Here is a 26,352-nt window from a genome sequence, read left to right as displayed (position 1 = left end):
AATGCACAGATTACAGTCCGCGTTTTTCGCTTAGGCAGTTAGTAAATGTTGGAATGTGAACCAGATAGTTTCTGGCAGTGACTTTAACGAACGCTTTTTTGAAGCCGTTATACTCACGTTGTTTAAAAATCCAGTTAAGTTCTGAATCCGTAACAGGGCATATTGAAGATATACCGAAGTCTTTTTTTGAAATATATTCTTTTAACGAAGATTCGTTTGAATTTGTTTGAGAAGTTATGCTGTTCATTTGTAGCCTCACCGTTTGTTTAAGTACGTGAGAGGAATTAAATCACAGAGTCAACTCTAATAGCTGTGGGAGTAAAAACCGGTGTTTTTTTTGTATTTAACTGCTTCCAATTCTTTTCTAAATCTTAAAATACAAACAAGAAGCTATGTCTAAATTCTTTCTAAAAAGAGTGCAGTTAAATCACTTCAAGTAACGATCGACTTATTCATCGTTTCATTAAGCACTTCGCTTTTATGTTCGGTACACAAATGTGTATACCTGTCCGTACTAGCTAACGATTTGTGTCCAAGTATCTCTGAAATTTCCTTTAGCGTTCGCCCGTCTCTTGCTAACGTACTAGCTGTATCATGTCGCATATCATGCCACCTGAAGTCATGAATATCCGCTGCCTTTAAACAGTTAGCCCATTGTTTCTTATAGTCAAACGGCTTATCAGGGTTGGTAGTCGATGGGAACAACAACCCTCTTCCAAGTTGCCTATGTTGCTTCACCAGCCCTAAAACCACATCAGGAATAGGTGTGTGGCGTGCTGTATCATTTTTGGTGTCAGGAAGAATTGCTAAGCCTCTTGTGTAATCAATGTCACACCATCGCAATTCTTCAAGCTCACCTTTGCGCATACCTGTTGTCAGCGCCATCAACACCTTCAAATAAAACAAGCCACCAATCTTCTTTGCGGATTCTAACAGTCTCGGCTTTTCTTCATCAGACAGATAGCGAACGCGTTTGTTGTCCACCTTTAACGAGCGGACTTCTTTACAGGGGTTCTTATTAATATATTCAGTAGTAGTATCATCTTCTTCTTGTTGCAAGATCGCGTAATCAAGAATTGCAGACAATACCGCTAAGTGTTTGTTATAAGTAGCTGCTGCTTTGGATTTTTTAACTTTTAACAGCTCCCGAATAAGCTCAGGCGTTATTTCAGATAGAAGTATGTCGCGCAGTTGGCTCTCCCACCATAGAACGAGTCTGGCGCGGTCATGGTCCTTACCAGTCCACCACTGCATATACTCATCAGCAAGTGTGTTAAATGTAACTGTACAAAGTTTAACGCCTCTTGCTTCTAATTCTTGATATTCAAGCACGTAGCGATTGCCCCATAAGCGAGCATCTGACTTACGCCGAAATGTTTTGGTTTTGAGCGCTTTACCTGATTTGGTAAATATAGTGCGGTAACGACTTTCGCCGTTTTTTAAAGTGAGTTTTCTGATGTGAAAATTTAGCATCCGTATACCCTCTATTAGTTAGAGATAAATAAGACTACTGTAGTATTCACTGTAGTCGACTATTTAGTACACAGTTACTAGAAACTTAAATCCTTTTAAGTCTTTGTTTCCTAAGAGGAAATATGGTGGGTCGTGCGCGATTCGAACGCGCGACCATCGCATTAAAAGTGCGGTGCTCTACCAGCTGAGCTAACGACCCTCCAAGAGGCGAGAATGATACCGGATTGACGCAAAAAGGCAAGTCGAATGTAGTGTTTAAATGTTACTTTTAAGACTAATATTAATATTTAGTGCTGATATCGTGTCGGGTCTTGTACTTTTGCTTTTTCAAAGCCTTGTTGACGTAAGCGGCAAGACTCACATTCTCCGCATGCTTCACCTTTAGTATTAGCCTGATAACATGAGACTGTTTCACTGTAATCAACGTTTAAGGCTTCACCCTTTTGGATTATTTGTGCTTTGCTAAGGTTAATGAGCGGTGTATGTATTTTAAAGCCACCTTCTTCCACACCTGCCTTAGTCGCTAAATTGGCTAAGTTTTCAAATGCGTTAATAAACTCCTGTCGACAATCGGGGTAACCTGAATAATCCACCGCATTAACACCTATAAAAATATCCCATGCCGAAAGAACTTCGGCCCACCCTAGTGCAATTGACAAAAATACAGTGTTTCTAGCTGGCACGTAAGTGACAGGAATTCCCGTTGCTTTTTCGGTTGGAACGTTTATTTCGTCGTCTGTTAACGCAGAACCACCAAACTCTCCCATCCCTAATTCAATGATTTTATGCTCTTGCACATCATAAATTTTGGCGAGTCGACTAGCCGCTTCTAATTCTGAGTCATGGCGTTGCCCATAGTCAAAACTAAGCGCATAACACTCATAGCCTTGCGACTTGGCAATAGCCAATACAGTAGCCGAATCAAGACCTCCCGACACTAATATAACTGCTTTTTTTAACATTCTGAACCGTATATAACTGTCTACTTACCGGGCTCATCGCCCCATAGGTGTTTATGTAATTGAATTTGAAATCTGACTGGTAATTTATCAGTTAATACCCAGTTAGCAAGGTCGCTTGCTTTCAGCTCACCCTGCACCGGTGAAAACAGTACCTCACATTTATCACTTAAGGCATATTCTTGCAGGTGTTGTTTCGACCATTGAAAATCGTCTCTATCACAAATGACATATTTCACTTGATCTTGTTTTGTTAAACAATCGTAATTTTCATGGCGATTTTTAGCCATTTCACCAGATGCCGGTGTTTTCACATCTAACACTTTAATAACCCGCGGATCAACGCCGGACACATCTAAGGCACCGCTGGTTTCCAGCGAAACATGATAACCAGCATCGCACAGCGTTTTCATCAGCTCATGTACCCTTTTCTGAGCCAACGGTTCGCCACCAGTAACATTAATATAGTGCGCACCCAGTTCATTCACTTGTTGCACAATCTCATCAATACTCCGCGTTTCCCCACCATAAAAAGCATACTCTGTATCACAATAGCCACACCGTAAGGGACAACCTGTTAAACGAATAAAGGTTGTCGGCAGGCCTACTGTTTTCCCTTCGCCTTGAAGTGAGTAGAAAATTTCAGTAATCCGAAGAGTATCTTTGGGCATAGCGATTAAAACTAGAAATTAAGAAGTTGTTTAATGCTTTTCTTGACGCATACGTTCAAGTCTTTTCTGTGCAAGGCTTGAAACCGTTGTATCAGGATAAGAAGCGATGACCTTTCCTAGTGTTTCACGGGCTTGCTGCCACTGTTTATTCTCATATTGAATAAAGCCTATTTTTAACATCGCGTCTTTAGCTTTTGAGTGAGCTGGGTATTGCGAAACAACTTTAGTAAACTCGTCTAGTGCGCGCTTAAAGTTTCGGCTAACGTAGCTAGCTTCACCCAACCAATACAAAGCATTGGGTATATAAACACTGGTTGGAAACGTGGTAACAAACTGAGAAAAATCAGCAATTGATTGCTGATAATCGCCTGATTTCAAACTTGAAAACGCTTCGTCGTATGCAACCTTATCTTGCCCACCGCTTACTTTCGTTTGCGAAGGTGCTGAAGGGCTGCTTTGAGCCGATATACCACTATTTGCTGCCTGTGCTAGCGAACCCGATGATGCTTTGATTGAGGCTGATGAATTACCCGATTCTAATTGTGCGATTCGACCATCTATATCCAAATATAAATCACGCTGTCGCTTCTTTAATGTTTCGATCAGGTAATTTTGTTCTTCAATCTGACCACGCATTTGCTGAACTTCACGTTGCAATTGTTCCAATCGGTTATACATTCCCAGCATACTTGAAGCTGATGCTTGCTGTGCAGGAGATGCTATTACGCGACCACTTCCATCAACAACTGGCGGTAGGGCTGCCGAAGCAGCCCCACTGACAACTAGAAGAGCAGCAAACTGCCCTAATATTTTTTTACTGATCAATGCGCTGGGTAAATAAGTTCAACGCGACGATTTAAACGCCAAGCCGATTCATCATGCCCGATAGCAACTGGTTTTTCTTCTCCAAGTGCTACTGCTTCTGTTTGGTTTTCGCCAGCACCTTGGAGTGACAATAAGTTTTGTACTGTTTTTGCACGTTTTTCACTAAGCGCAACATTGTATTCGCGTGTACCACGCTCATCAGCATGTCCTTCAACAATCACTGACACGCCTGCATTAGCGGCTAAATAAGCACCATGAGCGGCCAAAACAGCTTCATATTGTGGTTCTACTGCACTGCTATCGAATGCGAAATAAATAACCTTTGTTGACAAAGGACTTGCTGGGTTATCAAGCGGATGGCCTGAAAAGCTACTTCCATCACTTACGCCCGAAGTACTTGCACCGCCAGTTGATACACCATTAACTCCATCGCTAGTTCCCGTAGCAACATCATCGCCACCAAACATGCTACATCCTGCCAACGCTGTTGAAAGCAAAAGACCCATTACTACATTTTTATACATTTTCATTTTATTCCTCAATTTACTATTTAAAAGGTGACCAGGCTGGCTCTCTAACTTCACCCTCTTGCAGGCGAAGTTTTTGTCGTACTTTACCGTCAGATGATACCGCAGCCAATATCGATTTCAAGCCATCATTCGTTGAATATAGAATCATACTACCATTAGGCGCATAACTGGGTGATTCATCTAAGCTTCCATTAGTAAGAATATTGGTAAAACCTGATTTTAAATCCAGCGTTGCTATGCGGTACTGGCCATTAACCCGATGTACCATGACGATATATTTTCCATCTGGCGAATAACTGGCTCTAGCATTATACGACCCCTCGAATGTTACGCGAGCGGCTTGGCCACCACTAGCCGATATGCGATAAATTTGCGGCTTCCCACCTCGGTCAGAGGTAAAAATAATGTGCCGCCCATCAGGTGACCAATCAGACTCAGTATCAATTGCATAACTTCTGGTTAAACGACGAAATGAGCGAGTAATCACATTATAAATATAAATATCAGCGCTGCCATCTTTCGAAAGAGTTAACGCTAATTGGCTGCCGTCTGGCGACCAAGAAGGGGCGCCATTAATCCCTTTGAACGAGCGCAGTTTTTCACGCTGACCGGTTCGTAATGTTTGCGTATAAATAGAGGACCGCCGTCCCTCATACGACACATAAGAAATTTTATCTCCTCTTGGTGACCAAGAAGGCGACATTAACGGTTCAGTTGAAGTAACAATGGTCTTTGCACCGTATCCGTCTGCATCCGCGACTTGAATTTTATACTCCTGCTTTCCATTAGCCCCCATCATTGATGTGACATATGCCATACGTGTACTAAAGGCACCTTGTTGACCAGTTAAATTTTCGTAAATCAAATCACTGATACGGTGCGCGACACCACGTAAATTAGCTGTGTTAGCAGGAATACTAAACCCCGTTAATTGCTCGCCTTTATATACGTCAAATAGCTGAAACTGCACCGTCAACATGCCATTTGCGGTGGGTGTCACCCTACCAATTACTAAATTGTCTTGCCCCAGCGATTGCCAATTACGAAAATTAACCTGCTCTGCTGATGATGGTTTATTCAACATATCTGTCCGGGGCAGGGGTTTAAATCGACCGCTGCGCGCTAAATCATCACTAACTATTTGAGCAATATCAACCGGCAAACCTCCGATGACTTGTTCACTTGAAAAAGGCACAATCACAATCGGCTGGGCAGATGAAACACCTTGCGTTATTTCAATTCTTAAGGCTTCGCTCATCGCTGAAAAAGTTACAAAAGCACTTAAAAATAAAACCGTTTTAATCATTTTTTGCATTCTTTATTAATCTCCTGGCCTAAAGTAAAACTCAAGCGTTCTAAAAAAATTGAACATCTTAGGGTCATTGGGCAATGGTAAAGGCGCGGCTTTCCTTGTAGCTCGCTCAACCGAACGATCAAAAAGTGCGTTACCACTGGATTTTATCACCTGCGCATCAATCACATCCCCACCTGGAATTAAGCGAACACGAACCACGCAATCTAAGCCGGTAATATCTCCAGGCGGTTGAATCCAGTTTCGTTCTACTTTCTGCCTAATCAAATCAGTATAGCTCGCAACGGCTTCTTGCGCTCTAATCTCCTGCTCTTCTTGAGCTGCCAACTCGCGCAATGCTTGCTCTCTTTGAGCCTGCTCTTTTGCTGCTTTCTCTTTTGCTGCTTTCTCTTTTGCTGCTTTCTCTTTTGCTGCTTTTAATTTTTCGGCTTTTTCACGAGCCAGACGCTCTCTCTTCTTTTTTTCATCCGCCTGTTTCTTTTTTTCTGCGGCTTCAGCTTTTTTCTTTGCTAATAGGTTTTTCTCTTTCAACTTCGCTTGTCTGGCGGCTTCGTCGGCTTTTTGTTTAGCGAGCTTCTGTTTTTGTAGTTCTTGCTGTTTTTTCAAATCAGCTATTCTTTTTTCTTCCGCTAACCTTTTCTTTTTAATCTCATTTAAACGTGCCTGCTCTTGTAAACGCTTTTTGTTTTCTATATTTTTAAGCTTTTCCGCCTCGGCTTTAATCTTAGACTCATCAATAACGGTTGCTTTTACAACATTAACCGTTGGTTTTGGATTAATTTTTTTCTCACTAAAAATGTCAGCACTAGACATAAAGAATGCCACTAGCAGCAAATGAAAAACAACAGACAATATGACCGCAACTGGATATTTTTTAAATAAATCCATCATCGTTATTGTTGTTATTGATTTGGGTCCGTTAGCAGACCAATGCTTGGTACTCCTGCAGCTTGCAAGCTAGTCATTGCTCGTACCACTTCACCATATAGCACGCCTTTATCACCCCGTATCATCACCGGCGTTTTAGGTTTATTACGTAAGACAGCTGCTACTTTAATTTGTAAGGTGTCTGTTGAAATTGGCTCATCCGTCTTTTCACCTACGTCTAAATAATATTGCCCTTGCTGATCTACTGTTACGACTAATGGTTGAATATTATCATCGTCAACCTGCTCAGCATCGGCTTGCGGCAAATCAATTTCTACACCTTGTTGAATAAGTGGCGCGGTAATCATAAAAATAATCAGTAATACCAACATAACGTCGATATAAGGCACCACATTAATTTCAGCCATCGGCCGACGTTTTGTGCTACGAGCCACTGCTTTTCTCATTCATGCTGACATGTGCCTGGCGTTGCAACACGGTTGTAAAATCGTCCATAAATGTTTCGTAACGTGTGGCCAAGCGGTCAGCATTGTTTGAAAACCGATTATATGCAACAACCGCTGGAATGGCCGCAAACAAACCCATTGCCGTCGCCACCAGCGCTTCTGAAATACCTGGTGCCACTAAGGCCAATGTTGCTTGCTTCATATTACCTAATGCTTGAAATGAGCTCATAATGCCCCATACCGTACCAAACAAACCAACGTATGGACTTGTTGAGCCGACTGTCGCTAAAAAAGGTAGATGGTTATCTAGCACATCCATTTCTCGTGTGTACTGAGCCTGCATTGCACGGCGTGCACCTTCAACAACATGCATCGGCTCCATGCCAGATTGTTCTTTCAGACGCTTATACTCTTGAAAGCCCATATGAAAAATGCTCTCCACACCACATCGGCTATGGTGAGCCGAACCTATTTGGCGCGATAATTCATTAAGATCAATCCCAGACCAAAACCGCTTTTCAAATGTATTGGTTACCTTAAATGCAGATTGAAATTCTTTGTATTTTGCAAAAATAAAGGTCCACGAAATAACGGAGGCCACAACTAACATCAACATCACCAGTTTTACGATGGGCCCCGCTTGTGTTATCAGGTGAACGATGGATAAATCATTTGTCATGTTAATTGCTCAATCATTTGTTGTGGAATGGCTTTGACTTTCATACTTTGCGCATCAAGGCAAGCCACCTTTATAACGGCTTTGTTTATTATTTCACGGTTATTGTCTGCCCGCACAATTGCTTGCTGAAAAACTAATGAGGCACGTTTTAATGTTGCTATTTGTGTAAGCACCAGCAAATTATCATTAAACTTTGCTGGCTTCAAGTAATCCATTTGAACCGCCCTTACTGCAAATGCGACATTTTGTTCGCTTATCAATACATCTTGTTCAAAGCCATTGCTACGCAAAAACTCCGTCCGTGCTCGTTCCAAGTATTTCAAGTAATTAGCGTAATACACAATCCCTTGCATATCCGTATCTTCGTAATAAATACGTATTGGCCATTGATGATTATCGTGCATCATATATTGCTATTGGATCAGCTGACCCTACTCTGCCTCAGACACTGCATCGTCTGCATCTATGTTTAATTTATTCGGTGCCTTTAAGCCCAAGTGTTCATAGGCATGACGTGTTGCCATTCGACCACGAGGCGTTCGCATAATATAACCTTTTTGAATAAGGTAGGGCTCTAACACATCTTCAACCGTGCCTCGTTCTTCACTTAATGCAGCGGCCAAACTATCTACACCCACTGGACCACCATCAAACGTATCTACTAAGGTATTTAATAAGCGGCGATCTAATTTATCAAATCCGCTTTTATCCACCTCTAACATCGACAACGCTTTATTTGCTATATCCGCCGTAATCACACCATCACCTTTGACATCCGCATAGTCTCTAACACGTCTTAACAGGCGGTTTGCAATGCGCGGTGTTCCTCGTGATCTTACGGCAATTTCTCTAGCCCCCTCAGCGTCTGACCGCAAGGCCAATATATCCATTGAACGCTGAACAATGTGTGATAAATCGGCATCATTATAAAACTCTAAACGCTGCGTAATACCAAACCGATCACGTAATGGGGAGGTTAACAATCCAGCTCTAGTAGTCGCTCCCACTAGCGTAAACTGAGGCAAATCCAGCTTAATTGAACGCGCTGCTGGACCTTCACCTATCATAATATCTAGCTGATAATCTTCCATCGCTGGGTACAAGATTTCTTCTACCACAGGGCTTAGGCGATGAATTTCATCAATAAATAATACATCGCCTTCTTCAAGATTAGTTAGTAGCGCAGCCAAATCACCGGCCTTTTCCAACACGGGGCCAGATGTTTGACGTAAGTTCACCCCCATTTCATTGGCGATGATGTGTGACAAGGTGGTTTTACCTAAGCCCGGTGGGCCAAAAATCAGTACATGGTCTAGCGCTTCTGAACGTGACCTAGCAGCAGACATGAAAATTTCCATCTGCTCACGGATTGCCGGCTGTCCAATATAATCCGTTAAGGTTTTAGGTCTAATAGCTCGGTCTATTGCTTCATCATCCAGCAAGTTGTCAGAACTAATGAGTCGATCGCTTTCTATCATGTCGGTTACTTTTATTTCTTTGCGGCTGATTGTAAGGCAGAACGAATAATTTGTTCACTGCTAGCATCATCACTGGCTACGGCTCGTGCACGCTTTTCAGCATCTTGCGGTTTATAGCCTAACGCCACTAAAGCGCTAATCGCTTCTTCAACAGCCGATGTTTTTTGCGTCAACACGCCCAACGGTGGTGACGTGGTCGTAACTGTTTCCTCTGGCAAACGATCACGCATATCAATCACTAATCGTTCCGCCGTTTTTTTGCCTATGCCGGGCAAACGCACTAGAGCGGCTACATTGCTATCACTCACCCACAAACAAAAATCACTAACGCTCACGCCTGATAGAATCCCCAAGGCAACTTTAGGGCCCACTCCATTTACTTTAATCAGGCTTCTAAATAACGCCCGTTCTTGCTCCGTTAAAAAACCATACAATACATGGGCATCCTCTCGAACGACAAGATGAGTCCGGAGAGATACTGTCTCGCCTAATGCTGGTAGGTTAAAGAAGCTCGACATAGGTGTTTCAACATCGTAACCCACCCCATTTACATCTATCACAACATGTGGCGCTTGCTTTTCGTCTACCGTGCCACGTAAAAAACCAATCATGCAAACACCTTCGAAGTTGCTTGATTTGTTTGATCCGTATGGAAATGACACAACGCCACTGCTAACGCATCACTGGCATCCATTTGCGGGTCGCCTTGTAGCTTTAATAAAATTTTAACCATGTGTTGAACCTGTGTTTTATCGGCACTGCCTTTACCAACCAGTGCTTGTTTGATCTGACGTGCTGCGTATTCAAACACTTTAATATCATGATCAAATACCGCACAAATTGCTGAGGCTCTAGCTTGCCCTAACTTCAACGCCGAATCGGCATTACGCCCCATAAAAACTTGCTCTACCGCCATTTCTTGGGGTTGATAATGCTGCATTATTTCACGAACACCAAGGTATATTTTTTTTAACCTGTCAGGTAGTGCACCACCACCGGTTCGTATACACCCACTATCGACGTATTTAACTTCTCGCCCAGACACCTCTATAACACCATAACCTGTGGTTCTAGAGCCCGGATCAATACCTAGTATTCGCATCTAACTATACTTACTCAGCGCTGTTCATTATTTCATCTGGATAATCTGCATTTGAATAAACGTTTTGCACATCGTCCAAATCCTCCAACACATCTAACAATCGCAATACCTTTTCGGCATCTTTTTCATTCACCGGCGATAAATTATCTGCCCGCAACGTTACCTCGGCATGCTCATACGGAAAACCCGATTCAACCAAGGCATCACGCACCATCATAAAATCTTCTGCTGGCGTCAACACCTCAAACAATCCGTCATCATGTGTAATAACGTCATCCGCACCCGCCTCTATAGCGGCATCCATCAAACGATCTTCATCTAACTGACTCGACAAGCTAATCACGCCAAGTTTTTGAAACATGTAATCAACCGATCCACTGGTCCCTAAGTTACCACCTGCTTTACTAAAGGCGTGACGCACTTCAGCAACCGTTCTATTCTTATTATCGGTTAAACAATCGACGATAATCGCTATTCCTGCAGGACCATACCCTTCATAACGGATCTCATCGAAATTCTCTGAATCAGTTGTACCACTGCCTTTTTTAATCGCCGTCTCGATGGTGTCCCGCTTCATATTATTAGATAGGCCTTTGTCTACAGCGGCTCTTAATCGAGGGTTATTATCTGGGTCAGGGCCTGCTGCTTTGGTTGCAACGGTGATTTCACGAATAAGCTTAGTAAATAATTTGCCTCGTTTCGCATCTTGTGCGCCTTTACGAAAACGAATATTCGCCCACTTACTATGACCCGCCATACATCTACCTCTCCAAGTAATATTCAACAAGCGAAGTGTATCACTCCCTTGGGTTTTGCTTAAGCGAAACCACTCTCTATTAGCTTGACCTATAAAGCAGTATGGCCTGAATCAACGAAAGCCTGATATCTTTGAGAACTGCTTTCTACAAGAAATTGCCGCTCCTCATTTTTTCATTGAAAATAACGCCTTGTCGATTTAAATAACCGACTGTTAAATCAACCTTGGTAGCCCTCAAAAACAGCATTAATGCTAACAAACAATCTAGCAAAGCGTGCTGTAAGTTTTATTTAATCGCTTTGAACTATGCTAAAATCTTTTAAAACCGATTACTCACCTTATCAGGAGAAACAGATGGCTGATTTATTTGACCCCATAAAGGTTGGTGCGCTTGAGCTACCAAACCGTATTATCATGTCCCCCCTTACCCGCTCACGTTCAGGAAGCAGCCGTATTCCTAACGAATTGATGATTGAGTATTATGTACAACGCAGCTCAGCTGGTTTAATTATCAGCGAAGCGACAGCCGTCTCACCCATGGGCGTTGGCTACGCAGACACACCCGGCATTTGGTCCGATGAACAGGTTGAAGCTTGGAAAAAAGTTACCGACTCGGTACATTCAGCAGGTGGAAGAATCATTATGCAATTATGGCATGTTGGGCGAATCTCTGACCCGATGTTCCTCGATGGTCAATTACCGCTGGCCCCTAGCGCCATTCAACCCAAAGGCCACGTTAGTTTAATTCGCCCAGAAAAACCTTTTGTCACACCACATGCGTTGGAACTAAATGAGATCCAAGACATCGTAGAGCAGTTTCGCACTGGGGCTGAAAACGCTAAAAAGGCAGGCTTTGATGGCGTAGAAATTCATGGTGCGAATGGTTACCTACTGGACCAGTTTCTTCAGGACAGCACCAACCATAGAACAGATATATACGGTGGCAGTATAGAAAATCGTGCTCGATTTATGTTGGACGTGACCGATGCTGTTATTTCCGTCTGGGGTGCAGACAAAGTGGGGATGCACTTGGCTCCAAAAGGGGATGCACACGACATGGGCGATTCCAACTTACTAGGCACCTTTAGCTATGTTGCAAAAGAGCTGGGTAAACGAAAAATTGCCTTTATCTGCTCGCGCGAGGCCTACAGTGATGATTGGTTCGGCCCTACATTAAAAAAAGCTTTTGGCGGCGTTTACATTGCCAACCAAGGGTTCACAAAAGAAAGCGCCAGTGCTGTATTAAACTCAAATCAAGCAGATGCAGTCGCCTTTGGCCAACTCTATATTGCGAACCCAGATCTGGTAGAAAGGTTTCGAGACAATGCACCTCTCAACACACCTGACCCAACAACCTTTTATGCCTCAAGCAGCAAAGGTTATACCGATTATCCGTTGGTTTCACAGGTAAGCTAAAACACAGGCTTGTTTTCGGTAAACTGAAGAATCAAGAAAAAATTAAAGCAGGAAGAGCCAGACAATTTTAAAAAGCTTTAGACCTAGGCTCTAAAGGCTTCTACGTCTACTCACAGCACTTTTTTAACCGCTTAAGCATAAAAAAAGCCTGAAAGTGAACCACTTTCAGGCTTTTAAAAACGCTACGAACCAGTATTAGCGAAATATGCGGATGATTTACATCATGCCGCCCATTCCACCCATGCCACCCATGCCGCCCATGCCGCCCATGCCGCCCATATCTGGCATTGCACCTGCGCCAGCACCGGCTTCTTCAGGCTCATCGGTAATCATAGCTTCTGTCGTAATCATCAAGCCCGCAATAGACGCAGCATTTTGAAGCGCTGTTCTCGTTACTTTTGCAGGGTCAAGAATACCCATTTCAATCATATCGCCATATTCACCAGTGGCCGCATTGTATCCTTCGTTTCCAGTGCCTTGCTTAACCGCTTGAAGTACAACGGATGCTTCTTCACCAGCATTGGTTACAATTTGACGTAATGGTGCTTCCATTGCGCGTAACGCAATTTTAATACCGATATCTTGATCATGGTTCAGACCTTCAGCTTTGCTTGCAGCCTCTAAAACACGAATTAATGCAGTACCACCACCCGGTACAACACCTTCTTCAACCGCAGCACGTGTTGAATGTAATGCGTCTTCTACACGCGCTTTTTTCTCTTTCATTTCAACTTCTGTTGTTGCGCCTACTTTAATAACAGCAACACCACCAGCTAGTTTAGCCATACGCTCTTGAAGTTTTTCTTTGTCATAATCAGAACTTGCTTCTTCAGCTTGTGAGCGAATTTGTGCTACACGTGCTTCAATGTCTGCCGCTTGACCTGCACCGTCAACAACAACTGTACTGTCTTTAGTAATCGTTACACGTTTTGCAGAACCCAAGTCTTCTAACGTTGCTTTTTCAAGTGTTAAACCAACTTCTTCAGCAATAACAGTACCGCCTGTTAAAATCGCAATGTCTTCTAACATTGCTTTACGACGATCGCCAAAGCCAGGTGCTTTAACAGCCGCTACTTTTACGATACCGCGCATATTATTAACAACTAAGGTTGCTAATGCTTCGCCTTCAATGTCTTCTGCGATAATTAATAATGGACGACCTGCTTTTGCAACGGCCTCTAGAGTTGGAAGCAAATCACGGATATTTGAGATTTTTTTATCGTGTAATAAAATGAAAGGGTCTTCCATATCAACACTCATGCTTTCTTGATTGTTGATGAAGTAAGGTGACAAGTAACCACGATCAAATTCCATACCTTCAACGACGTCTAATTCGTTTTCTAAACCAGACCCTTCTTCGACAGTAATAACGCCTTCTTTACCCACTTTGTCCATTGCTTCAGCAATGATTTTACCGACGGACTCATCAGAGTTAGCAGAAATTGTGCCTACTTGAGCAATTGCTTTGGTATCAGCACAAGGCACTGATAAGTCTTTAATTGCATTAACTGCAGCAACAACCGCCTTATCAATACCACGCTTTAAATCCATTGGGTTCATACCCGCTGCGACAGATTTCAAGCCTTCAGTAAGAATAGCTTGAGCCAACACTGTTGCAGTTGTTGTTCCATCACCGGCAACATCAGATGTTTTAGCGGCAACATCTTTTACCATTTGCGCGCCCATGTTTTGGAACTTGTCTTTTAATTCGATTTCTTTTGCAACCGACACACCATCTTTAGTGATAGTTGGGCCGCCGAAGCCTTTGTCTAACACAACATTACGGCCTTTAGGTCCTAATGTTACTTTAACTGCTTTTGCTAGTGTGTTTACACCTTCAACCATTAGGCTGCGTGCATCATCACCAAATTTAACTTGCTTTGCCATGTTTCTTTTCCTTTCTCTAAATAAACTTTAAATTATTCAACAACTGCAATGATGTCGCCTTCGCTCATCACCAATAATTCTTCACCGCCTACTTCAACTTCAGTACCGGAATATTTGCCAAACATCACGTTATCGCCAACCTTTACAGACATCGGCTGAACATCACCTTTACTATTGATAGCACCATTACCCACAGCAACAATGTTGCCTTGACTTGGTTTTTCTTTTGCCGAATCTGGAAGCACGATACCGCCTGCACTAACCGCTTCTTCTTCAACGCGTTTAATAATGACGCGATCACCTAATGGACGTAAGTTCATTTATTGAATCTCCTATTGTTTAATATTGATATAGCCATTATGGCTAGCCCCATAGATATGGGGTGATGTTCAACTAAATCAACCCCATAATATGAAAAATTTTATGGCTTTTTTAAAAGTTTGAAGACTGCAGCATAAAAATACTTAACTACTGTCGCCTCAGCCTACCTGCTGAACCATCAAATTACGCGTCTTTTGCTTATCTTCTACGAAACTTATGGTTAATAATCATAAAACTCAGTTACCATAATTATTGGCAACAATAACCTATACAGCTGACCATGAATGACGAACAACTTCTTAGATACAGCCGACAAATCATGCTGCCTTCAATTGATATTGAAGGACAACAAGCTTTATTGGATGCACGGGTCCTTATCATCGGTATGGGTGGTCTCGGCAGCCCAGTTGGGCTTTACCTTGCTGCCGCTGGCATCGGTCACATGGTCATTAGTGACTTTGACGAAGTAGACCTATCTAATTTACAACGCCAAATCGCCCACACTACTAAGCACATTGGTCAACCAAAGGTTGAATCAGCAAAACAGTCCTTTCACCAAATCAACCCCATGATTGAAATCACCGCCATCAATAAAAAGTTAGAAGGCGATGAGTTATTAGCACAAGTTGAACTCGCTAATATTGTTGTCGATTGCTGTGACAATTTTGAAACCCGCTTTGCCATTAACGATGCCTGTGTTGCCGCTAAAACGCCTTTAGTCTCTGGCGCGGCAATTCGGTTTGAGGGGCAAGTTTCCGTCTTTGATGCCCGCGATGCAACCTGCCCATGCTATAACTGCCTCTACCCACGTGACGGATCGGTTGCTCAAAACTGTTCAGAAAATGGCGTCATCGCACCCATTACTGGCATCATCGGTAGTACACAAGCGCTTGAAACCATTAAAGTACTCTCAGGTGCCGGCCAATCCTTACAAGGCCGCGTTTTATTGCTTGATGCGCTATCAATGCAGTGGCAGAGCATGCAACTACCTCGCAATCCAAATTGCCCTACCTGCTCAAATTCTTAAAGCTAATCTATTGCTTATTAAAAACATTAACATAACCAATGACATTTCATTAGCCCTTTTATAGCCTAAGACGCATAAAACAACGGCACGCCTATCACATCGACTCAAATTGCTTTATTATTTAAACCGTACACATACTATATGGATAAAGCGGCTTAATACGACTAACGATTGTCCACTGAGCGACAATGGTTGTTAGACACGTAAAACAAATAAGATTGGGGCCGTTAAGTTAACTAAATTTTTAAATTGAGGTTATAAAATGGATAACAAAATCGTACAAATAATTTTGGCTATATTCCTTCCCCCCATCGCTGTATTCCTTAAAAAGGGTGCCGGCAAAGACCTTATTATCAATATCCTGCTGTGTTTAGTGTTTTATATTCCTGGTGTTGCTCATGCTTTATGGCTTGTAACAAAATAGGCTAATACCCGCGTCTAACAACTAGCAAAAAAGTAAGGCGCGGCTCTATGCCCCTGTCCTAAATCATGAGCTAGCGCGATAAAAGCATCTTTACTCGCCGATTCTAGTGAGCAATCAGCGTAGTGCCCAGCTACCTCATAACGCTTGAGCAGCTGGCAAGCGTTTTAAGTGATAAACACAAGCGCGGTAATGCTTTACAGCAAGGAAATACAAGCACTTGCATTCAGCCGCAGAAAACTTATACTTAGATTCATTCAGCGCACCATTAATTATAATAAATATTAAAAAAATATAACCGCAGGAGATCCAACATGAAGTGGGAAACACCAACATACAAAGACTTACGTTTCGGTTTTGAAGTAACGATGTACATTTATAACCGATAAATACAGACAGGCATTAAAAAGGGTCCTTATAAGAGCCCTTTATAATGCTATAAATTCAATAACCTTGAGGATGAAAGGCTTTAAAGTCATATTAACAGCCTCAGACTAGTAGGCCCAGTGTTCAGTCACAGATAGAGATTTTGGTAGGCTAATTTGCCCCCCCTTCCTAATAAACAAGCTCTCAATGCTTAACCTTCAGGGACAACTGATTTCAACATCTCGAAGGTTTTAATACTCTAACAACATTATTAAATTTAGCACTTCACCTTGTAGCTAAAACCAAAAGCCTTTACTTAATGAAACAACAACAACCGAAGCATTATCTTGGTTAGGTGCTTTAGCAAACTCAACGGCAGTTAAGAGTTTTGATGAAATAAAGTCTGGTGATTTATTTTTATTCTTATCTATTATAGTTTCAATGTCTTTTAACGTTATAGTATCTAAGCCATCTGAAGCTAAAACCAACTTATCTTTAGAAGATAAATAATTTAGTTTACTTTGAATATCGACTAAAGGAATATCATCAACCGAAACGTAGCTTCTTAGAGCACTCCGCTGCGGATCAGATAAAGCCTCTTCTGTTTCTAAACGACCAATTTCAACTAGGCCATCAAGCACAGCAGCCATAGAATGGTCTTCATTTAGTTTTATAACCTCCCCTTTTCGATATAAATAAAGGTGGGAATCACCCACACTTAACCAATGTAAATCACTATCACTAACATAAATAGCCACGAGTGTTGTGCCCATATCAGGGGGTGCAGCGTTATCATTTACCTCAGCTTTGATGGCAAGCTGGGCCTCTGATAATGACTTTGCCAAGGCATCTGATGGCGTAAGCTTGGTCGAGGTAATAAATTCATTTACAAAAGCCGTAACGACGATATGGCTGGCAAGCGCTCCTCCACTATGCCCCCCCATACCATCACACAAAACAACCAAACAACTATTCAAGCCTTTGAACTGCTCGGTACATATCTCATAGTAATCTTCTTGGTAGTCTCGACTTCCTTGAATCATATTACCCTGTATTTTTAATTCCATGCTGCTTTGCCTAACTTAACTCCCAATCAAAAGCATCATCACACAACTGTACAAATTTAAGTGTGGTGCTACCAACTGAGATAGTCATATTATTATTCAGCTCACAAGATGATAAGACAGGTTGGTCTTCTAAATAGGTTAGGTTTTGACCGCCACCATGCTGGATATAAAACTTTTTATTCTTATGGTCATAAGCTATTTGACAGTGGGCATTTCTAGAAATCTCTTCATCACCAAAATCAAGTTTTACGCCCGCTTTTTCACCACGCCCAATAGAGTTCAGCCCATACCCAAGTGGTAAACTCATCCCTCTTCCCGGTCCTTTCACTACTACAAGCCAGCCCACAACAAACTCTGGATGATAACGATTAGCGCTGTTAGTAAGTGTGCTTTCTGATGCTACTTCGTTATTCGAAGTCGTCGGTCGCACTCTTCTTGTTACAGGATTAGTATCCGAGCTTTTAATACCCTGTGAAGCATCATCTGTATCGGCCGGGAGGCTCTCCGATGCTCCACCTTTCTTAATAGTTGCAAATGCCCCTGCTTCACTCCCAACTCTCCGAGTTGGGTTATTAAAAAAACCACCTTTTGTACTATCATCATTTGACATAATTTTCTCCTATACTGTCATCAGCGTCGCGTTGCGATTGTTTTCCGATATCTACTATTCGGATACAGTCTTGTATAAATTGTAAACGCCTCATCGGTATTGATCTTAGAGGCTACCGTAAAATCCCTTTTTTCTTGCTCAGATGAAAATTTGTTAGGTTGTTCAGAAGGGGCTTGGGCTACTTTATTAGGAACAACCGAATTACCCCTTGAGTCACTGTTTAACTCTCTAACTTTTTGCTCGACCTTCGGCTTAATAGACGGAGCATTAACTAGTTGCTCATTGCTCTTTTTACTTCCAATATTGCTTGCCATATAGACCATTATTAGACCAACGCAGACTCCAATGATCGCAATAACCGCGTTCATATTAAAACTCTTTTCAATATTGGCAGGTTTAGCCTTACTTTTTACCTCTCTATGCTGGTGTTTAACTAATTCTTTTTTATCTAATTTCTTTGTTGCCTGACTCTCTTTACCCTGTGAAGATTGAGTTAAACCAACACCTTTTTTTATTACATCTAACCATTCATTAACTGTTTGCGGTCTATCTATTTCTTCTGGTGATAAGGCCCAGTCTAAAGCAGAAAGAAACCCCTTATCTTCATCTTCCAAGCGATCTACAAGCGTTGGCAATGTATCGTTTCGTATGCGTTCGGTCGCTTCAAAATGCGATAAGTTTTCACCGGTTAAACACACATAAGATACGGCTGCTAGAGCATAAATATCAGTCCACGGTCCTTGATTTCCTCGTGTTGAATATTGTTCAATGGGCGCGTAACCAGGTGTCAGTATTGTAGAAATTGACTGTGAACGAACACCAATTGCTTGCCGAGCTGCACCAAAATCAATCAAGACAGCGCTTCCATTATCTTTAACACGTATATTTCCAGGCTTTATGTCGCGATGAAGCATGCCAGCCGAATGAACAAAAACCAGCCCCTCAGCAATTGGTACAATTATTTTTTTTACTTCAGCAACTGATAGTAGACCATCTTTTTGAATCACATCAGAGACATCACGGCCATCTGCAAAATCCATGATGATATAAGCTGTATTGTTTCTCTCTATAAAACGAATAACACGAATAATACTTGCATGTTCAAAAAGAGCTAATGTTCTAGCCTCTTGAATAAACCGACTCAAGCCCCAACTATATTCATCAACATCTTCAAGAACACGTGTTTTGGGAGAAACATGCATGGCATGGTCTCGAGCAGCTAAATTAAAAGGAAAGTACTCCTTTATAGCTACATACCGATTCAATTGCTGATCAAATGCCTTATAAGTAATCCCAAAACCTCCCGAGCCGATTTCATTCTCAATAATATAATCGTCTAGTTGGTAGCCTTTAGGAAGTACTTGCGTTGGCGATACGGCTTCATTATTTTGAATGCGGTCTTGGTTATCCATTATGTGTCAGAATTTCATATGTTATTTTGGTTTTGCAAATAAGCCTATTATTTTCCAGTTCCAGCCTTTTTCACTGGCTCCCGCAAAATAAAGCTTCTTATTTACCGTTCCTTTGACAGTAATTCGTCTAATAGATGGGCAGTCGATACTGACAACCGCACGAAGTTGCCCAATTAATCGCTGCAACTCTACTCTATCCCCATCAAAAACCCTTGGGTCTTGTGATTGAATATCGAATTTTGCTTCATAAGCTGACCGGCAATCTATGTTCAGTAAATAGGCATTCATTCCTAAATGAGACATAACTGGTGTAGCAGAAAAAGCATTTAAACTCATAGTGGAGAGGATCAAAAAGAAAAAGCATGATCGCCACTTTAAGGAATAAAAATGCAATATTTTATTCAATTTAAACACCCATATTATTTAAGTTAACTAAGCTAACTTCCAAATTCCATTTCCTTGCTGGCATACTCTAATATCTTCTGTAAGCACGCCTTTTGATGTCGTCACCTCTTGACGCACAGTTTTACAAACACCGCTTGCTTGTACATTTACTTCGGACACGGAGCTAGTAGATGTTTGCGTATAGTTTACTGGTTCATTAGAAGGGTGCATTAAAGGGCTATAAACATAACCACTAGCGGTGCCATCTGGTAACTGAGAAATTAAAAACCACTTTTTATCTGGTAGCGCCTCGCCTATTACTTGTACAGATTCATTTCCCGATAATTTAGCAACGGTTTTATAGTCTGTTCCCGGACCACTACGCACATTAATTCGAGAGTTAGGGCTATAAGCTGCGCCGACTAACTTTAATGGAGGGGTTTTTTCAACTCTATCTTTTAAAACCCTAACTTTGACATTTTTATCTTGCCTTGTTTCTGGCACACTATCGACGACTCTAACTTGCCCTGTAACGCCCTGCTCACCTGAGAAAGCCACCGGTCTTCCACTTGCTGCTGATTGTTGCTGGGCTGCAAATAGCTTTTTTTGATCTTCTGAACTCAAAACCTTAGCAAATTGATCGCCAATATAGGTCCCCGCTGCTGCCCCAGCCATAACAATCGCTGCACGAACCAAAGGGTTGTCAACATTCTCTGCAAGCTTGGCGGCAAGAACACCACCACCTAAACCACCAACAACTTTGCTTATGCTCGACTTTTGTTCTTCTGTCATCCCCGCACAACCACTGAGTACAACGATTATCGACAAAATGAGATACAGCGATCTATTAAATTTCATTTATTACTCTCCATTTATTAATAAATATAAAACCCATTAACCAGCTATCACTTTAAACGAAACCGATCCCAATTTAACATTCGCACCATTATTGAGAGCGACACTTTCTTTAGCGGTTAGCTGCCGTCCGTTTACGTATGTACCATTAGTCGATTCCATATCTCGAATAAATAAATCATTTCCTTGGGCGTAAAATACACAATGTTGCCTTGATATACTGTCATCATCTATCGCATATTTCCTATTGCTAGGGTCTCGGCCAACAATAACTTCACCTTTGTATAACTCATCAACATTAATTACTATTCTATATCGTCGATTATCATCACCATAACCATCAAGAATTAAACTAGCTTTTGATTTTGATACATCGGCACTATAGTTATTCGCTTTTTGAGTAGCCTCAGCTTTTTTTGAACTAGATGAAGGTATAGACCTAGAATATGTTTCGATGACACGAGCAACCTTTTTTTTGCCTGATGGGCTTCGCATTGCATAAAGCACCAGTAAACTCATCATCACAAAGCCTATTGCAGCTATAATAAAACCTTCTTTAATTACCCCGCTCAGCTTTTCGTCAGAGCTTAGACACTCATCGTCATCAAGCGTGTAAGTTATATTCCTTCCACTCAGAATTTTTACCAACTCACGAACATCGGTTGCATAATAAAAACCGGCCGCAAAAGTTCCACCCGTTTTACGGCCTTTATTATCATATACAGTATCAAATGCACCCTGAGTATTGATACCTATCACTCTCTGACAACCATCAATTAATGGTCCACCGCTATTTCCTTTATTTATAAATGCACTATGCTGAACTAGCCTTAAAGGCGCGCCTCCTTTCCTCCAAACACCATTTTCTATAAGTCGCCCTAGCACACCAGAACTAAATGTTGATTCAGCAACAATATCAGAGGTTCTTATTGTTTTTGAGTCCGCAACGCCAGGGAACCCAACAGCACGAACAGCTTTACCTTTTTCTGGCAAATTGCTTGTTAACGTAATTGGTGATAACTGCAATGATCTCAATGCATCTTTTTTAATCAATAAAATAGCTAAGTCCAGATCAGAAGAGCTCCAAATAACCTCAGCATTGGGCCTTTTTATAATGCTTTCCAACCCAAGGGATTGTCCATCTGGCACGACAGAAAATAAAGCTCCACCCTGAACCACATGATTGTTAGTAACAACATAACCACCATTATTTATTACAAACCCAGTTCCATGCCCTGTGCCCGATACTTTGCCTTTACGAAAAGATACTGTATGCACTTTAACAATCGATGTTGTAAAAGCTTTACTCTCCGCGAATGCATATGAAGGATATGCGTAAATGGGTATTAGTAATATAACTAGACTTATTAGCTTTAATTGCCAGCGATTTAAAGCATACATCAATGGAATCAAGCGCATTAAATACCTCCTAAGATACTCAACGTACATCGCACTTCACCAAACTCTACTATATCTCCAGCGATAATAATTAAACCCTCAGGCCCAACCGGTTGCTTATTTACTTGTGTTCCACCAGTAGAGCCCAGGTCGATAATATTTAAACGGTTGTCTTTAACAAATAACCGAGCATGTTCTCGACTGACAGTGTCATCTGCAATCACTACCTGGGAAAGATCAGGATTTCTGCCAACAACTAGACCCTTTTTTCGTTGCATTAAGTCCTTTCCTAAAACAATAAAAGCCACCGGTGCACCTGAAGAATCAACCCCCTCAAACCGACAGTCGCCAAAGCTAGCTGTTGCTGCTTTCAATTCTTCTTTTGCTAGCCGTGAGCTTTTTTTCTTATTAATCAGTAGCAATAAAATGATAAAAATGGCAACGGCTATTGCGCCGACAACAGACCAAAAAAGAATTTTATTATCTTCTTTTATTTCGATATTTTCTGTGCCTAAACTTTCTGCTTTTGTGTTTATATTAGAAACAATCTCAGTGATATCACTACGACCTTTTTCCGCCTCTTTCCTGGCCTGTTTTTCTTTCTCAACTTGCTTTTCCGCCTCTTTTATTTTTTTCTTAGCCTTATTTATTTGTGCCTGTTGTTTTATTTGTGCCTGTGCTTGTTGCTCTATAGCACTTAAACAAGGCTTATCTGCAACTTTTGTTACTATGTTTGATGCCGATAATTCTGCAGTGAGTATGCTGATATCAATCACCTCAACACCTGTTGGCAGATGAGGTTTCCAAAGTTGCTTTAAAGTCATCTCTCTCTTTGGGCTCACGATTCCAAGCAACTCACCACACCGATTAACTACCGGTGCGCCATACCCTCCTCTACCAATAGAAGCAATCAAACTATAGCGCCCATCAATAGCACCAGACCCGTTTAAAAGGGCCTTAGCGAAACTTTTATTATGGAGCTCCGAAGCAACAAACTTAGGCCGCTTAGAAAAGCTAAAGAACGACCCTCTTGCCTTTTCTATTGACAAGCTCCAGTAGCCTGCAATTTCTAATGAATCATTATTTGATACAGAGTTTAAAGCAATTTTTACAGGCTCCTGCTGTAAAGTACTTGAGCGAAGTATTGCTAAATCAGTAACCTCATTTTTGGAAATAATAGCTGCGCTTTTATTTAGACTGTCATCACCTTGAAGAACAACTCGATCCGCATACGCTAATAAATGCGCGCTCGTTATCACTACGCCATCTGTTGTGACGACGACTCCGCTACCTTGATTCAATAATTGATCGCCTTTATAGGCAAGAACTTGGACTACGCTATCAGCCCATTGCTTAACCGGCTGGTCAGTAGTTTTTGTAGGATTGTTGGCAAAAGCCGATGACACAGAAAACAAGAGAGAAAATAACAAACAAAACAAGCATTTATTAAGCTGTACGCAAAAATAAAATACTTTATTAGACGTAACCATAGATAAAATCCTTTTTAACTAAACAAACTCACTGTATTAACTTTTTGTAACTCAAAAGTTTTTAAAAGCATAACTGAAAAAAAGAATACAGTTATTTATTAGAACTAACAATATGTAATACGTAGATTAACTACAAGTAACCATTTCGGTTATTTAAAAATGAATGCAACCACCCGACACAAACAAGGCAATTTAAAGCTCTTAATATCTACACTTCTTAAAATAAAAAACTCTTATCTTCGGACTGATTAATACATTGTTTACTATTTATCAGGCTTATGACTGCAAACAGATCTTTCATGTGAATCTAGAAATATTCATTGACTCGTTACCCCCATATCTCATTATTATTGCGTTTTTTTTCGGCAGTTCTTCAAAGAATTAACTCAAACTACTGACCCGAACCAATGGAAACTGCAAAGAAACTTTAAACCCTGGTCTCGTATTTTCGATGTGTAATTTTGCTCCATGCCGAATAGCTACAGCTTGCACAAACCTTAGTCCAAACCCATATCCGGCAACTTTCCCTTGTTGCGCTTGTTGTAAAATTGTATTTAAATCATCTGAATCAGCACCTCTCCCTGAGTCTGAAACAGCAACTACAGCCCTACCATTATCTATAAAGACGTCAATAGCCACTTGACTGTTAGCAGGTGCATACTTCAATGCATTATTAAGTAGATTTGTGATGGCATTGATTAACAAATTCTCCTGCCCAAGTATTTTCGCGGAATTTTCAGGCTTAACGAGCTCCAGTTGAGCATCATCGAAAGCATCTTGATATAGCTTTGCTGCTGTTAAGGCTATTTCGCATAAGTCCACCTCACGCATTACACTATCCGTACTAGACTCAATCTTCGAAAGCTCTAAAATTTCTCGTAATAGAATAAGAAGAGCTTTCGCTGAGTCAGCCATTTCAAGTTGATCTTTTTTAGTAGCCAACTCGTGAAGGTGACTAAGTTCTTTATTTATTTCGTGTGCAGCCATTTGACTTACTGCCTCAAGCCCCATCATCAGCCGCGTATTTTCATCCAACGCTCTATTTATATACCGCGCTAACTCAGCGAGCTCATCTTTTTTATTGATCTCTTTCTCCGCAATTCTTTTGTTAAACATTCCACTTTGAACCTTAGATAGCACCTTATTCATTTGCTCAACTCTGCGGCTAAATTGCCTATTAACAAAAAGAACAAGTAATGTTAGTACTCCCGCAACAATTCCTATCGTTGTCGCAATATTAGAGAATACTTCCTTACTTTTAAGCAAATACGCTTGTTCAAGCTCATAGTAAAAATACTTTTTTTTATCAGGAGAGAGAGAAACCGTATTTTTTTGCAGCTCACTTTTGACAATATTATCCGTCAACACTTTAAGACTAAAAACTGTTATCAACGTTGTTAGTAACACCAAGGTCACTAATAAAAGGTGAATTGCCCGAAACATTCGTTTAGGTTTTTTTGAAATATTAATCACTCCTGGTTATCTGCTTTTTTAAGCGTTAAGCGATACCCTAAGCGATTATTAATAATTAAGGGCGCATCCGGGAGTACTGATAAATTCCCTCGAAGTCTACTTAGCGCTGTGTTAATCACCGTTTCTTGAGGTGGCAAGCTCTTATAGCTTTCCCATACTGATCGCCATAAAACATCTCGGCTTATATATTCGCCTTTTAGTGAGACTAATACTTTTAAAATTTCGAAAGATTGAGGTCGTAAAGAGATTGCTTCTCCATGCCAAAGAGCTGTGCGATTTATCGTACGAATTTCCATACCTTCCCAAACCTCAACTGACTCTGGAACACGCTTACCCCGCACCCTTCTTGCTACAGCACGGAGACGCGCATTAAGTTCTTCAAGATCATAAGGTTTATTTATATAGTCATCGGCACCTAGATCTAGTGCTAAGATATGATCATGAGTAGCGCCTAAACGACTAGCAACTAAAATGCCTGGCGCTTTAGTTTCTAGCTCATTGAACCATCTTATTAAAGCCAAACCATCTTCCGAATCGCCAAGCATACGATCAAGAATAACCAAGTCAAAAGCAACCTTGGCAAACTGTGCTCGTGCAGCTCTAACAGTTCCTACAATGACAAACTCCCAGCCTAAACTAGTTACTTCTCGTTTCACTTGGTTTGCAAGTAGGTCATCGTCTTCTACAATCAATACTTTTAAATTTGCTATATTTTTTTCCATTGATTTTAATTCCATTACCTATTTTTAAATCAAGCTTAAAGAACAGAAAAGTTCAAAAAAAAGGAATGAGCTTTATAAAAAACATCTCTATCTATGTCTCTTAAACTAATCGTTAACTTTTGTTTATCACAAGGTAATTCAAAATTTGTTTTAAATCAGCTTACCATTACGGTTATTTAAAGCATTTTGCATTATAAAAAACTAGATACTTAGTTCTGCATCTATCAAGTTAATAGTGGAAAATTAGCACCCCGTCTGAAGAAAAAGGATATCCGAGTAGCCGATTAAATATTCATTCAAACATATGTATAAATATGCCACTTCACAGTAACGGCATCAATCTCGGCAAGCAATATCAAATTATTACCTCAATGGTTACTGGC

General features: G+C 41.1%; 30 protein-coding genes and 1 tRNA gene. 4 read left to right on the top strand and 27 right to left on the bottom strand.

From position 1 onward, the window contains the following. Positions 1-10: 10 nt before the first annotated feature. The 16 genes from KUG63_RS05355 to KUG63_RS05280 all read right to left on the bottom strand — a co-directional run bounded on the left by KUG63_RS05355 (position 11) and on the right by KUG63_RS05280 (position 11,120). Positions 11-247 (bottom strand): hypothetical protein, encoded by a 237-nt coding sequence (locus KUG63_RS05355; RefSeq protein ID WP_287554337.1) that lies wholly within the window; start codon positions 245-247, stop codon positions 11-13. 185 nt (positions 248-432) lie between these two features. Continuing rightward, positions 433-1,473, bottom strand: a complete 1,041-nt coding sequence (locus KUG63_RS05350) for a tyrosine-type recombinase/integrase (protein ID WP_287554336.1) — start codon at positions 1,471-1,473, stop codon at positions 433-435. A 123-nt stretch (positions 1,474-1,596) separates the two neighbouring features. Then, positions 1,597-1,672 (bottom strand) — tRNA-Lys (locus KUG63_RS05345). A gap of 88 nt (positions 1,673-1,760) precedes the next feature. Next, positions 1,761-2,435: a 7-cyano-7-deazaguanine synthase QueC gene (queC, locus tag KUG63_RS05340; RefSeq protein ID WP_015005290.1), complete on the bottom strand. Its 675-nt coding sequence runs from the start codon at positions 2,433-2,435 to the stop codon at positions 1,761-1,763. A gap of 20 nt (positions 2,436-2,455) precedes the next feature. After that, positions 2,456-3,103 carry a 7-carboxy-7-deazaguanine synthase QueE gene (queE, locus tag KUG63_RS05335; protein ID WP_287017258.1) on the bottom strand — a complete coding sequence of 216 codons (648 nt, stop codon included), beginning with the start codon at positions 3,101-3,103 and terminating at the stop codon, positions 2,456-2,458. A 30-nt stretch (positions 3,104-3,133) separates the two neighbouring features. After that, positions 3,134-3,928, bottom strand: a complete 795-nt coding sequence (gene ybgF, locus KUG63_RS05330) for a tol-pal system protein YbgF (RefSeq protein WP_287017257.1) — start codon at positions 3,926-3,928, stop codon at positions 3,134-3,136. Further along, entirely contained in the window at positions 3,925-4,458 is a 534-nt protein-coding gene (locus KUG63_RS05325) for a peptidoglycan-associated lipoprotein (RefSeq protein ID WP_016389856.1), read from the bottom strand. The genes ybgF and KUG63_RS05325 overlap by 4 nt, the downstream gene beginning before the upstream one ends. Positions 4,459-4,474: 16 nt before the next feature. Beyond that, complete coding sequence (gene tolB, locus KUG63_RS05320; protein WP_287554335.1) at positions 4,475-5,773, bottom strand: Tol-Pal system beta propeller repeat protein TolB; 1,299 nt, start codon at positions 5,771-5,773, stop codon at positions 4,475-4,477. Positions 5,774-5,779: 6 nt separating this feature from the next. Continuing rightward, positions 5,780-6,661: a cell envelope integrity protein TolA gene (tolA, locus tag KUG63_RS05315; protein WP_287554333.1), complete on the bottom strand. Its 882-nt coding sequence runs from the start codon at positions 6,659-6,661 to the stop codon at positions 5,780-5,782. An 11-nt stretch (positions 6,662-6,672) separates the two neighbouring features. Further along, a complete protein-coding gene (tolR, locus tag KUG63_RS05310; protein WP_016389859.1) occupies positions 6,673-7,104 on the bottom strand; it encodes a protein TolR in 432 nt (143 codons plus the stop codon). Beyond that, on the bottom strand, positions 7,082-7,783 hold the full coding sequence (tolQ, locus tag KUG63_RS05305) for a protein TolQ (protein WP_287554331.1): 702 nt from the start codon (positions 7,781-7,783) through the stop codon (positions 7,082-7,084). Before tolQ ends, tolR begins: the two co-directional genes overlap by 23 nt. Further along, on the bottom strand, positions 7,780-8,190 hold the full coding sequence (gene ybgC, locus KUG63_RS05300) for a tol-pal system-associated acyl-CoA thioesterase (protein WP_033422295.1): 411 nt from the start codon (positions 8,188-8,190) through the stop codon (positions 7,780-7,782). Before ybgC ends, tolQ begins: the two co-directional genes overlap by 4 nt. A gap of 24 nt (positions 8,191-8,214) precedes the next feature. Further along, complete coding sequence (ruvB, locus tag KUG63_RS05295) at positions 8,215-9,261, bottom strand: Holliday junction branch migration DNA helicase RuvB (protein ID WP_073023407.1); 1,047 nt, start codon at positions 9,259-9,261, stop codon at positions 8,215-8,217. A gap of 11 nt (positions 9,262-9,272) precedes the next feature. Continuing rightward, positions 9,273-9,872, bottom strand: a complete 600-nt coding sequence (gene ruvA, locus KUG63_RS05290; RefSeq protein WP_287554328.1) for a Holliday junction branch migration protein RuvA — start codon at positions 9,870-9,872, stop codon at positions 9,273-9,275. Beyond that, complete coding sequence (gene ruvC / locus KUG63_RS05285; protein ID WP_073023403.1) at positions 9,869-10,363, bottom strand: crossover junction endodeoxyribonuclease RuvC; 495 nt, start codon at positions 10,361-10,363, stop codon at positions 9,869-9,871. The genes ruvA and ruvC overlap by 4 nt, the downstream gene beginning before the upstream one ends. Positions 10,364-10,373: 10 nt before the next feature. Next, positions 10,374-11,120 (bottom strand): YebC/PmpR family DNA-binding transcriptional regulator, encoded by a 747-nt coding sequence (locus KUG63_RS05280; RefSeq protein WP_287554326.1) that lies wholly within the window; start codon positions 11,118-11,120, stop codon positions 10,374-10,376. Positions 11,121-11,474: 354 nt separating this feature from the next. Between KUG63_RS05280 and KUG63_RS05275 the strand changes: the two genes are divergently transcribed. Continuing rightward, positions 11,475-12,536: an alkene reductase gene (locus KUG63_RS05275; protein ID WP_015005277.1), complete on the top strand. Its 1,062-nt coding sequence runs from the start codon at positions 11,475-11,477 to the stop codon at positions 12,534-12,536. A gap of 216 nt (positions 12,537-12,752) precedes the next feature. Here the strand turns inward: KUG63_RS05275 and groL are convergent, their stop codons facing one another. Continuing rightward, positions 12,753-14,423 (bottom strand): chaperonin GroEL, encoded by a 1,671-nt coding sequence (gene groL, locus KUG63_RS05270; protein ID WP_287554324.1) that lies wholly within the window; start codon positions 14,421-14,423, stop codon positions 12,753-12,755. A gap of 32 nt (positions 14,424-14,455) precedes the next feature. Then, positions 14,456-14,743, bottom strand: coding sequence for a co-chaperone GroES (gene groES / locus KUG63_RS05265; protein WP_015005275.1), 288 nt, complete (start codon positions 14,741-14,743; stop codon positions 14,456-14,458). 281 nt (positions 14,744-15,024) lie between these two features. Here groES and KUG63_RS05260 point away from each other — a divergent pair, with 281 nt between their 5' ends. From KUG63_RS05260 to pqqA, 3 genes are all read left to right on the top strand, one after another. Further along, positions 15,025-15,771, top strand: a complete 747-nt coding sequence (locus tag KUG63_RS05260) for a HesA/MoeB/ThiF family protein (protein WP_287554323.1) — start codon at positions 15,025-15,027, stop codon at positions 15,769-15,771. A 262-nt stretch (positions 15,772-16,033) separates the two neighbouring features. Beyond that, on the top strand, positions 16,034-16,195 hold the full coding sequence (locus KUG63_RS05255) for a YqaE/Pmp3 family membrane protein (RefSeq protein ID WP_015005273.1): 162 nt from the start codon (positions 16,034-16,036) through the stop codon (positions 16,193-16,195). Between the two features lie 311 nt (positions 16,196-16,506). Then, the gene (gene pqqA / locus KUG63_RS05250; protein ID WP_016389867.1) at positions 16,507-16,581 is read left to right on the top strand and encodes a pyrroloquinoline quinone precursor peptide PqqA; all 75 of its coding nucleotides are present in this window, start codon (positions 16,507-16,509) and stop codon (positions 16,579-16,581) included. A gap of 273 nt (positions 16,582-16,854) precedes the next feature. On the opposite strand, the gene KUG63_RS05245 is transcribed toward pqqA, so the two are convergent. The 9 genes from KUG63_RS05245 to KUG63_RS05205 all read right to left on the bottom strand — a co-directional run bounded on the left by KUG63_RS05245 (position 16,855) and on the right by KUG63_RS05205 (position 25,969). Beyond that, positions 16,855-17,625, bottom strand: coding sequence for a PP2C family protein-serine/threonine phosphatase (locus KUG63_RS05245; protein ID WP_287554322.1), 771 nt, complete (start codon positions 17,623-17,625; stop codon positions 16,855-16,857). 10 nt (positions 17,626-17,635) lie between these two features. Continuing rightward, positions 17,636-18,235, bottom strand: coding sequence for an FHA domain-containing protein (locus KUG63_RS05240; RefSeq protein WP_287554321.1), 600 nt, complete (start codon positions 18,233-18,235; stop codon positions 17,636-17,638). Positions 18,236-18,255: 20 nt separating this feature from the next. Beyond that, positions 18,256-19,647, bottom strand: coding sequence for a serine/threonine protein kinase (locus tag KUG63_RS05235; RefSeq protein WP_287554319.1), 1,392 nt, complete (start codon positions 19,645-19,647; stop codon positions 18,256-18,258). A 21-nt stretch (positions 19,648-19,668) separates the two neighbouring features. Beyond that, on the bottom strand, positions 19,669-19,983 hold the full coding sequence (locus KUG63_RS05230; RefSeq protein ID WP_073023391.1) for a hypothetical protein: 315 nt from the start codon (positions 19,981-19,983) through the stop codon (positions 19,669-19,671). Between the two features lie 96 nt (positions 19,984-20,079). Further along, positions 20,080-20,889 (bottom strand): SH3 domain-containing protein, encoded by an 810-nt coding sequence (locus KUG63_RS05225; RefSeq protein WP_287554318.1) that lies wholly within the window; start codon positions 20,887-20,889, stop codon positions 20,080-20,082. A 36-nt stretch (positions 20,890-20,925) separates the two neighbouring features. Beyond that, positions 20,926-22,305 carry a trypsin-like peptidase domain-containing protein gene (locus KUG63_RS05220; RefSeq protein WP_287554317.1) on the bottom strand — a complete coding sequence of 460 codons (1,380 nt, stop codon included), beginning with the start codon at positions 22,303-22,305 and terminating at the stop codon, positions 20,926-20,928. Continuing rightward, positions 22,305-23,774, bottom strand: a complete 1,470-nt coding sequence (locus KUG63_RS05215; protein WP_287554316.1) for an FHA domain-containing protein — start codon at positions 23,772-23,774, stop codon at positions 22,305-22,307. The genes KUG63_RS05220 and KUG63_RS05215 overlap by 1 nt, the downstream gene beginning before the upstream one ends. A gap of 381 nt (positions 23,775-24,155) precedes the next feature. Next, the gene (locus tag KUG63_RS05210; RefSeq protein ID WP_287554314.1) at positions 24,156-25,217 is read right to left on the bottom strand and encodes a HAMP domain-containing sensor histidine kinase; all 1,062 of its coding nucleotides are present in this window, start codon (positions 25,215-25,217) and stop codon (positions 24,156-24,158) included. Between the two features lie 26 nt (positions 25,218-25,243). Continuing rightward, complete coding sequence (locus tag KUG63_RS05205) at positions 25,244-25,969, bottom strand: response regulator transcription factor (RefSeq protein WP_287554312.1); 726 nt, start codon at positions 25,967-25,969, stop codon at positions 25,244-25,246. Positions 25,970-26,352: the final 383 nt, after the last annotated feature.

Origin of the sequence: Cycloclasticus sp. (assembly GCF_019090545.1) — a bacterium.
GTDB classification, from domain to species: domain Bacteria; phylum Pseudomonadota; class Gammaproteobacteria; order Methylococcales; family Cycloclasticaceae; genus Cycloclasticus; species Cycloclasticus pugetii.
This window is presented reverse-complemented; position numbering and strand designations above follow the sequence as displayed.

Excerpts from the sequence above, each read along its gene's own strand:
- KUG63_RS05355 (WP_287554337.1), bottom strand. The coding sequence starts at position 247 with ATGAACAGCATAACTTCTCAAACAAATTCAAACGAATCTTCGTTAAAA.
- KUG63_RS05350 (WP_287554336.1), bottom strand. The coding sequence starts at position 1,473 with ATGCTAAATTTTCACATCAGAAAACTCACTTTAAAAAACGGCGAAAGT.
- queC (WP_015005290.1), bottom strand. The coding sequence starts at position 2,435 with ATGTTAAAAAAAGCAGTTATATTAGTGTCGGGAGGTCTTGATTCGGCT.
- queE (WP_287017258.1), bottom strand. The coding sequence starts at position 3,103 with ATGCCCAAAGATACTCTTCGGATTACTGAAATTTTCTACTCACTTCAA.
- KUG63_RS05325 (WP_016389856.1), bottom strand. The coding sequence starts at position 4,458 with ATGAAAATGTATAAAAATGTAGTAATGGGTCTTTTGCTTTCAACAGCG.
- tolB (WP_287554335.1), bottom strand. The coding sequence starts at position 5,773 with ATGCAAAAAATGATTAAAACGGTTTTATTTTTAAGTGCTTTTGTAACT.
- tolA (WP_287554333.1), bottom strand. The coding sequence starts at position 6,661 with ATGATGGATTTATTTAAAAAATATCCAGTTGCGGTCATATTGTCTGTT.
- tolR (WP_016389859.1), bottom strand. The coding sequence starts at position 7,104 with ATGAGAAAAGCAGTGGCTCGTAGCACAAAACGTCGGCCGATGGCTGAA.
- tolQ (WP_287554331.1), bottom strand. The coding sequence starts at position 7,783 with ATGACAAATGATTTATCCATCGTTCACCTGATAACACAAGCGGGGCCC.
- ybgC (WP_033422295.1), bottom strand. The coding sequence starts at position 8,190 with ATGATGCACGATAATCATCAATGGCCAATACGTATTTATTACGAAGAT.
- ruvB (WP_073023407.1), bottom strand. The coding sequence starts at position 9,261 with ATGATAGAAAGCGATCGACTCATTAGTTCTGACAACTTGCTGGATGAT.
- ruvA (WP_287554328.1), bottom strand. The coding sequence starts at position 9,872 with ATGATTGGTTTTTTACGTGGCACGGTAGACGAAAAGCAAGCGCCACAT.
- ruvC (WP_073023403.1), bottom strand. The coding sequence starts at position 10,363 with ATGCGAATACTAGGTATTGATCCGGGCTCTAGAACCACAGGTTATGGT.
- KUG63_RS05280 (WP_287554326.1), bottom strand. The coding sequence starts at position 11,120 with ATGGCGGGTCATAGTAAGTGGGCGAATATTCGTTTTCGTAAAGGCGCA.
- KUG63_RS05275 (WP_015005277.1), top strand. The coding sequence starts at position 11,475 with ATGGCTGATTTATTTGACCCCATAAAGGTTGGTGCGCTTGAGCTACCA.
- groL (WP_287554324.1), bottom strand. The coding sequence starts at position 14,423 with ATGGCAAAGCAAGTTAAATTTGGTGATGATGCACGCAGCCTAATGGTT.
- groES (WP_015005275.1), bottom strand. The coding sequence starts at position 14,743 with ATGAACTTACGTCCATTAGGTGATCGCGTCATTATTAAACGCGTTGAA.
- KUG63_RS05260 (WP_287554323.1), top strand. The coding sequence starts at position 15,025 with ATGAATGACGAACAACTTCTTAGATACAGCCGACAAATCATGCTGCCT.
- KUG63_RS05255 (WP_015005273.1), top strand. The coding sequence starts at position 16,034 with ATGGATAACAAAATCGTACAAATAATTTTGGCTATATTCCTTCCCCCC.
- KUG63_RS05245 (WP_287554322.1), bottom strand. The coding sequence starts at position 17,625 with ATGGAATTAAAAATACAGGGTAATATGATTCAAGGAAGTCGAGACTAC.
- KUG63_RS05240 (WP_287554321.1), bottom strand. The coding sequence starts at position 18,235 with ATGTCAAATGATGATAGTACAAAAGGTGGTTTTTTTAATAACCCAACT.
- KUG63_RS05235 (WP_287554319.1), bottom strand. The coding sequence starts at position 19,647 with ATGGATAACCAAGACCGCATTCAAAATAATGAAGCCGTATCGCCAACG.
- KUG63_RS05230 (WP_073023391.1), bottom strand. The coding sequence starts at position 19,983 with ATGAGTTTAAATGCTTTTTCTGCTACACCAGTTATGTCTCATTTAGGA.
- KUG63_RS05225 (WP_287554318.1), bottom strand. The coding sequence starts at position 20,889 with ATGAAATTTAATAGATCGCTGTATCTCATTTTGTCGATAATCGTTGTA.
- KUG63_RS05220 (WP_287554317.1), bottom strand. The coding sequence starts at position 22,305 with ATGCGCTTGATTCCATTGATGTATGCTTTAAATCGCTGGCAATTAAAG.
- KUG63_RS05215 (WP_287554316.1), bottom strand. The coding sequence starts at position 23,774 with ATGGTTACGTCTAATAAAGTATTTTATTTTTGCGTACAGCTTAATAAA.
- KUG63_RS05210 (WP_287554314.1), bottom strand. The coding sequence starts at position 25,217 with ATGTTTCGGGCAATTCACCTTTTATTAGTGACCTTGGTGTTACTAACA.
- KUG63_RS05205 (WP_287554312.1), bottom strand. The coding sequence starts at position 25,969 with ATGGAAAAAAATATAGCAAATTTAAAAGTATTGATTGTAGAAGACGAT.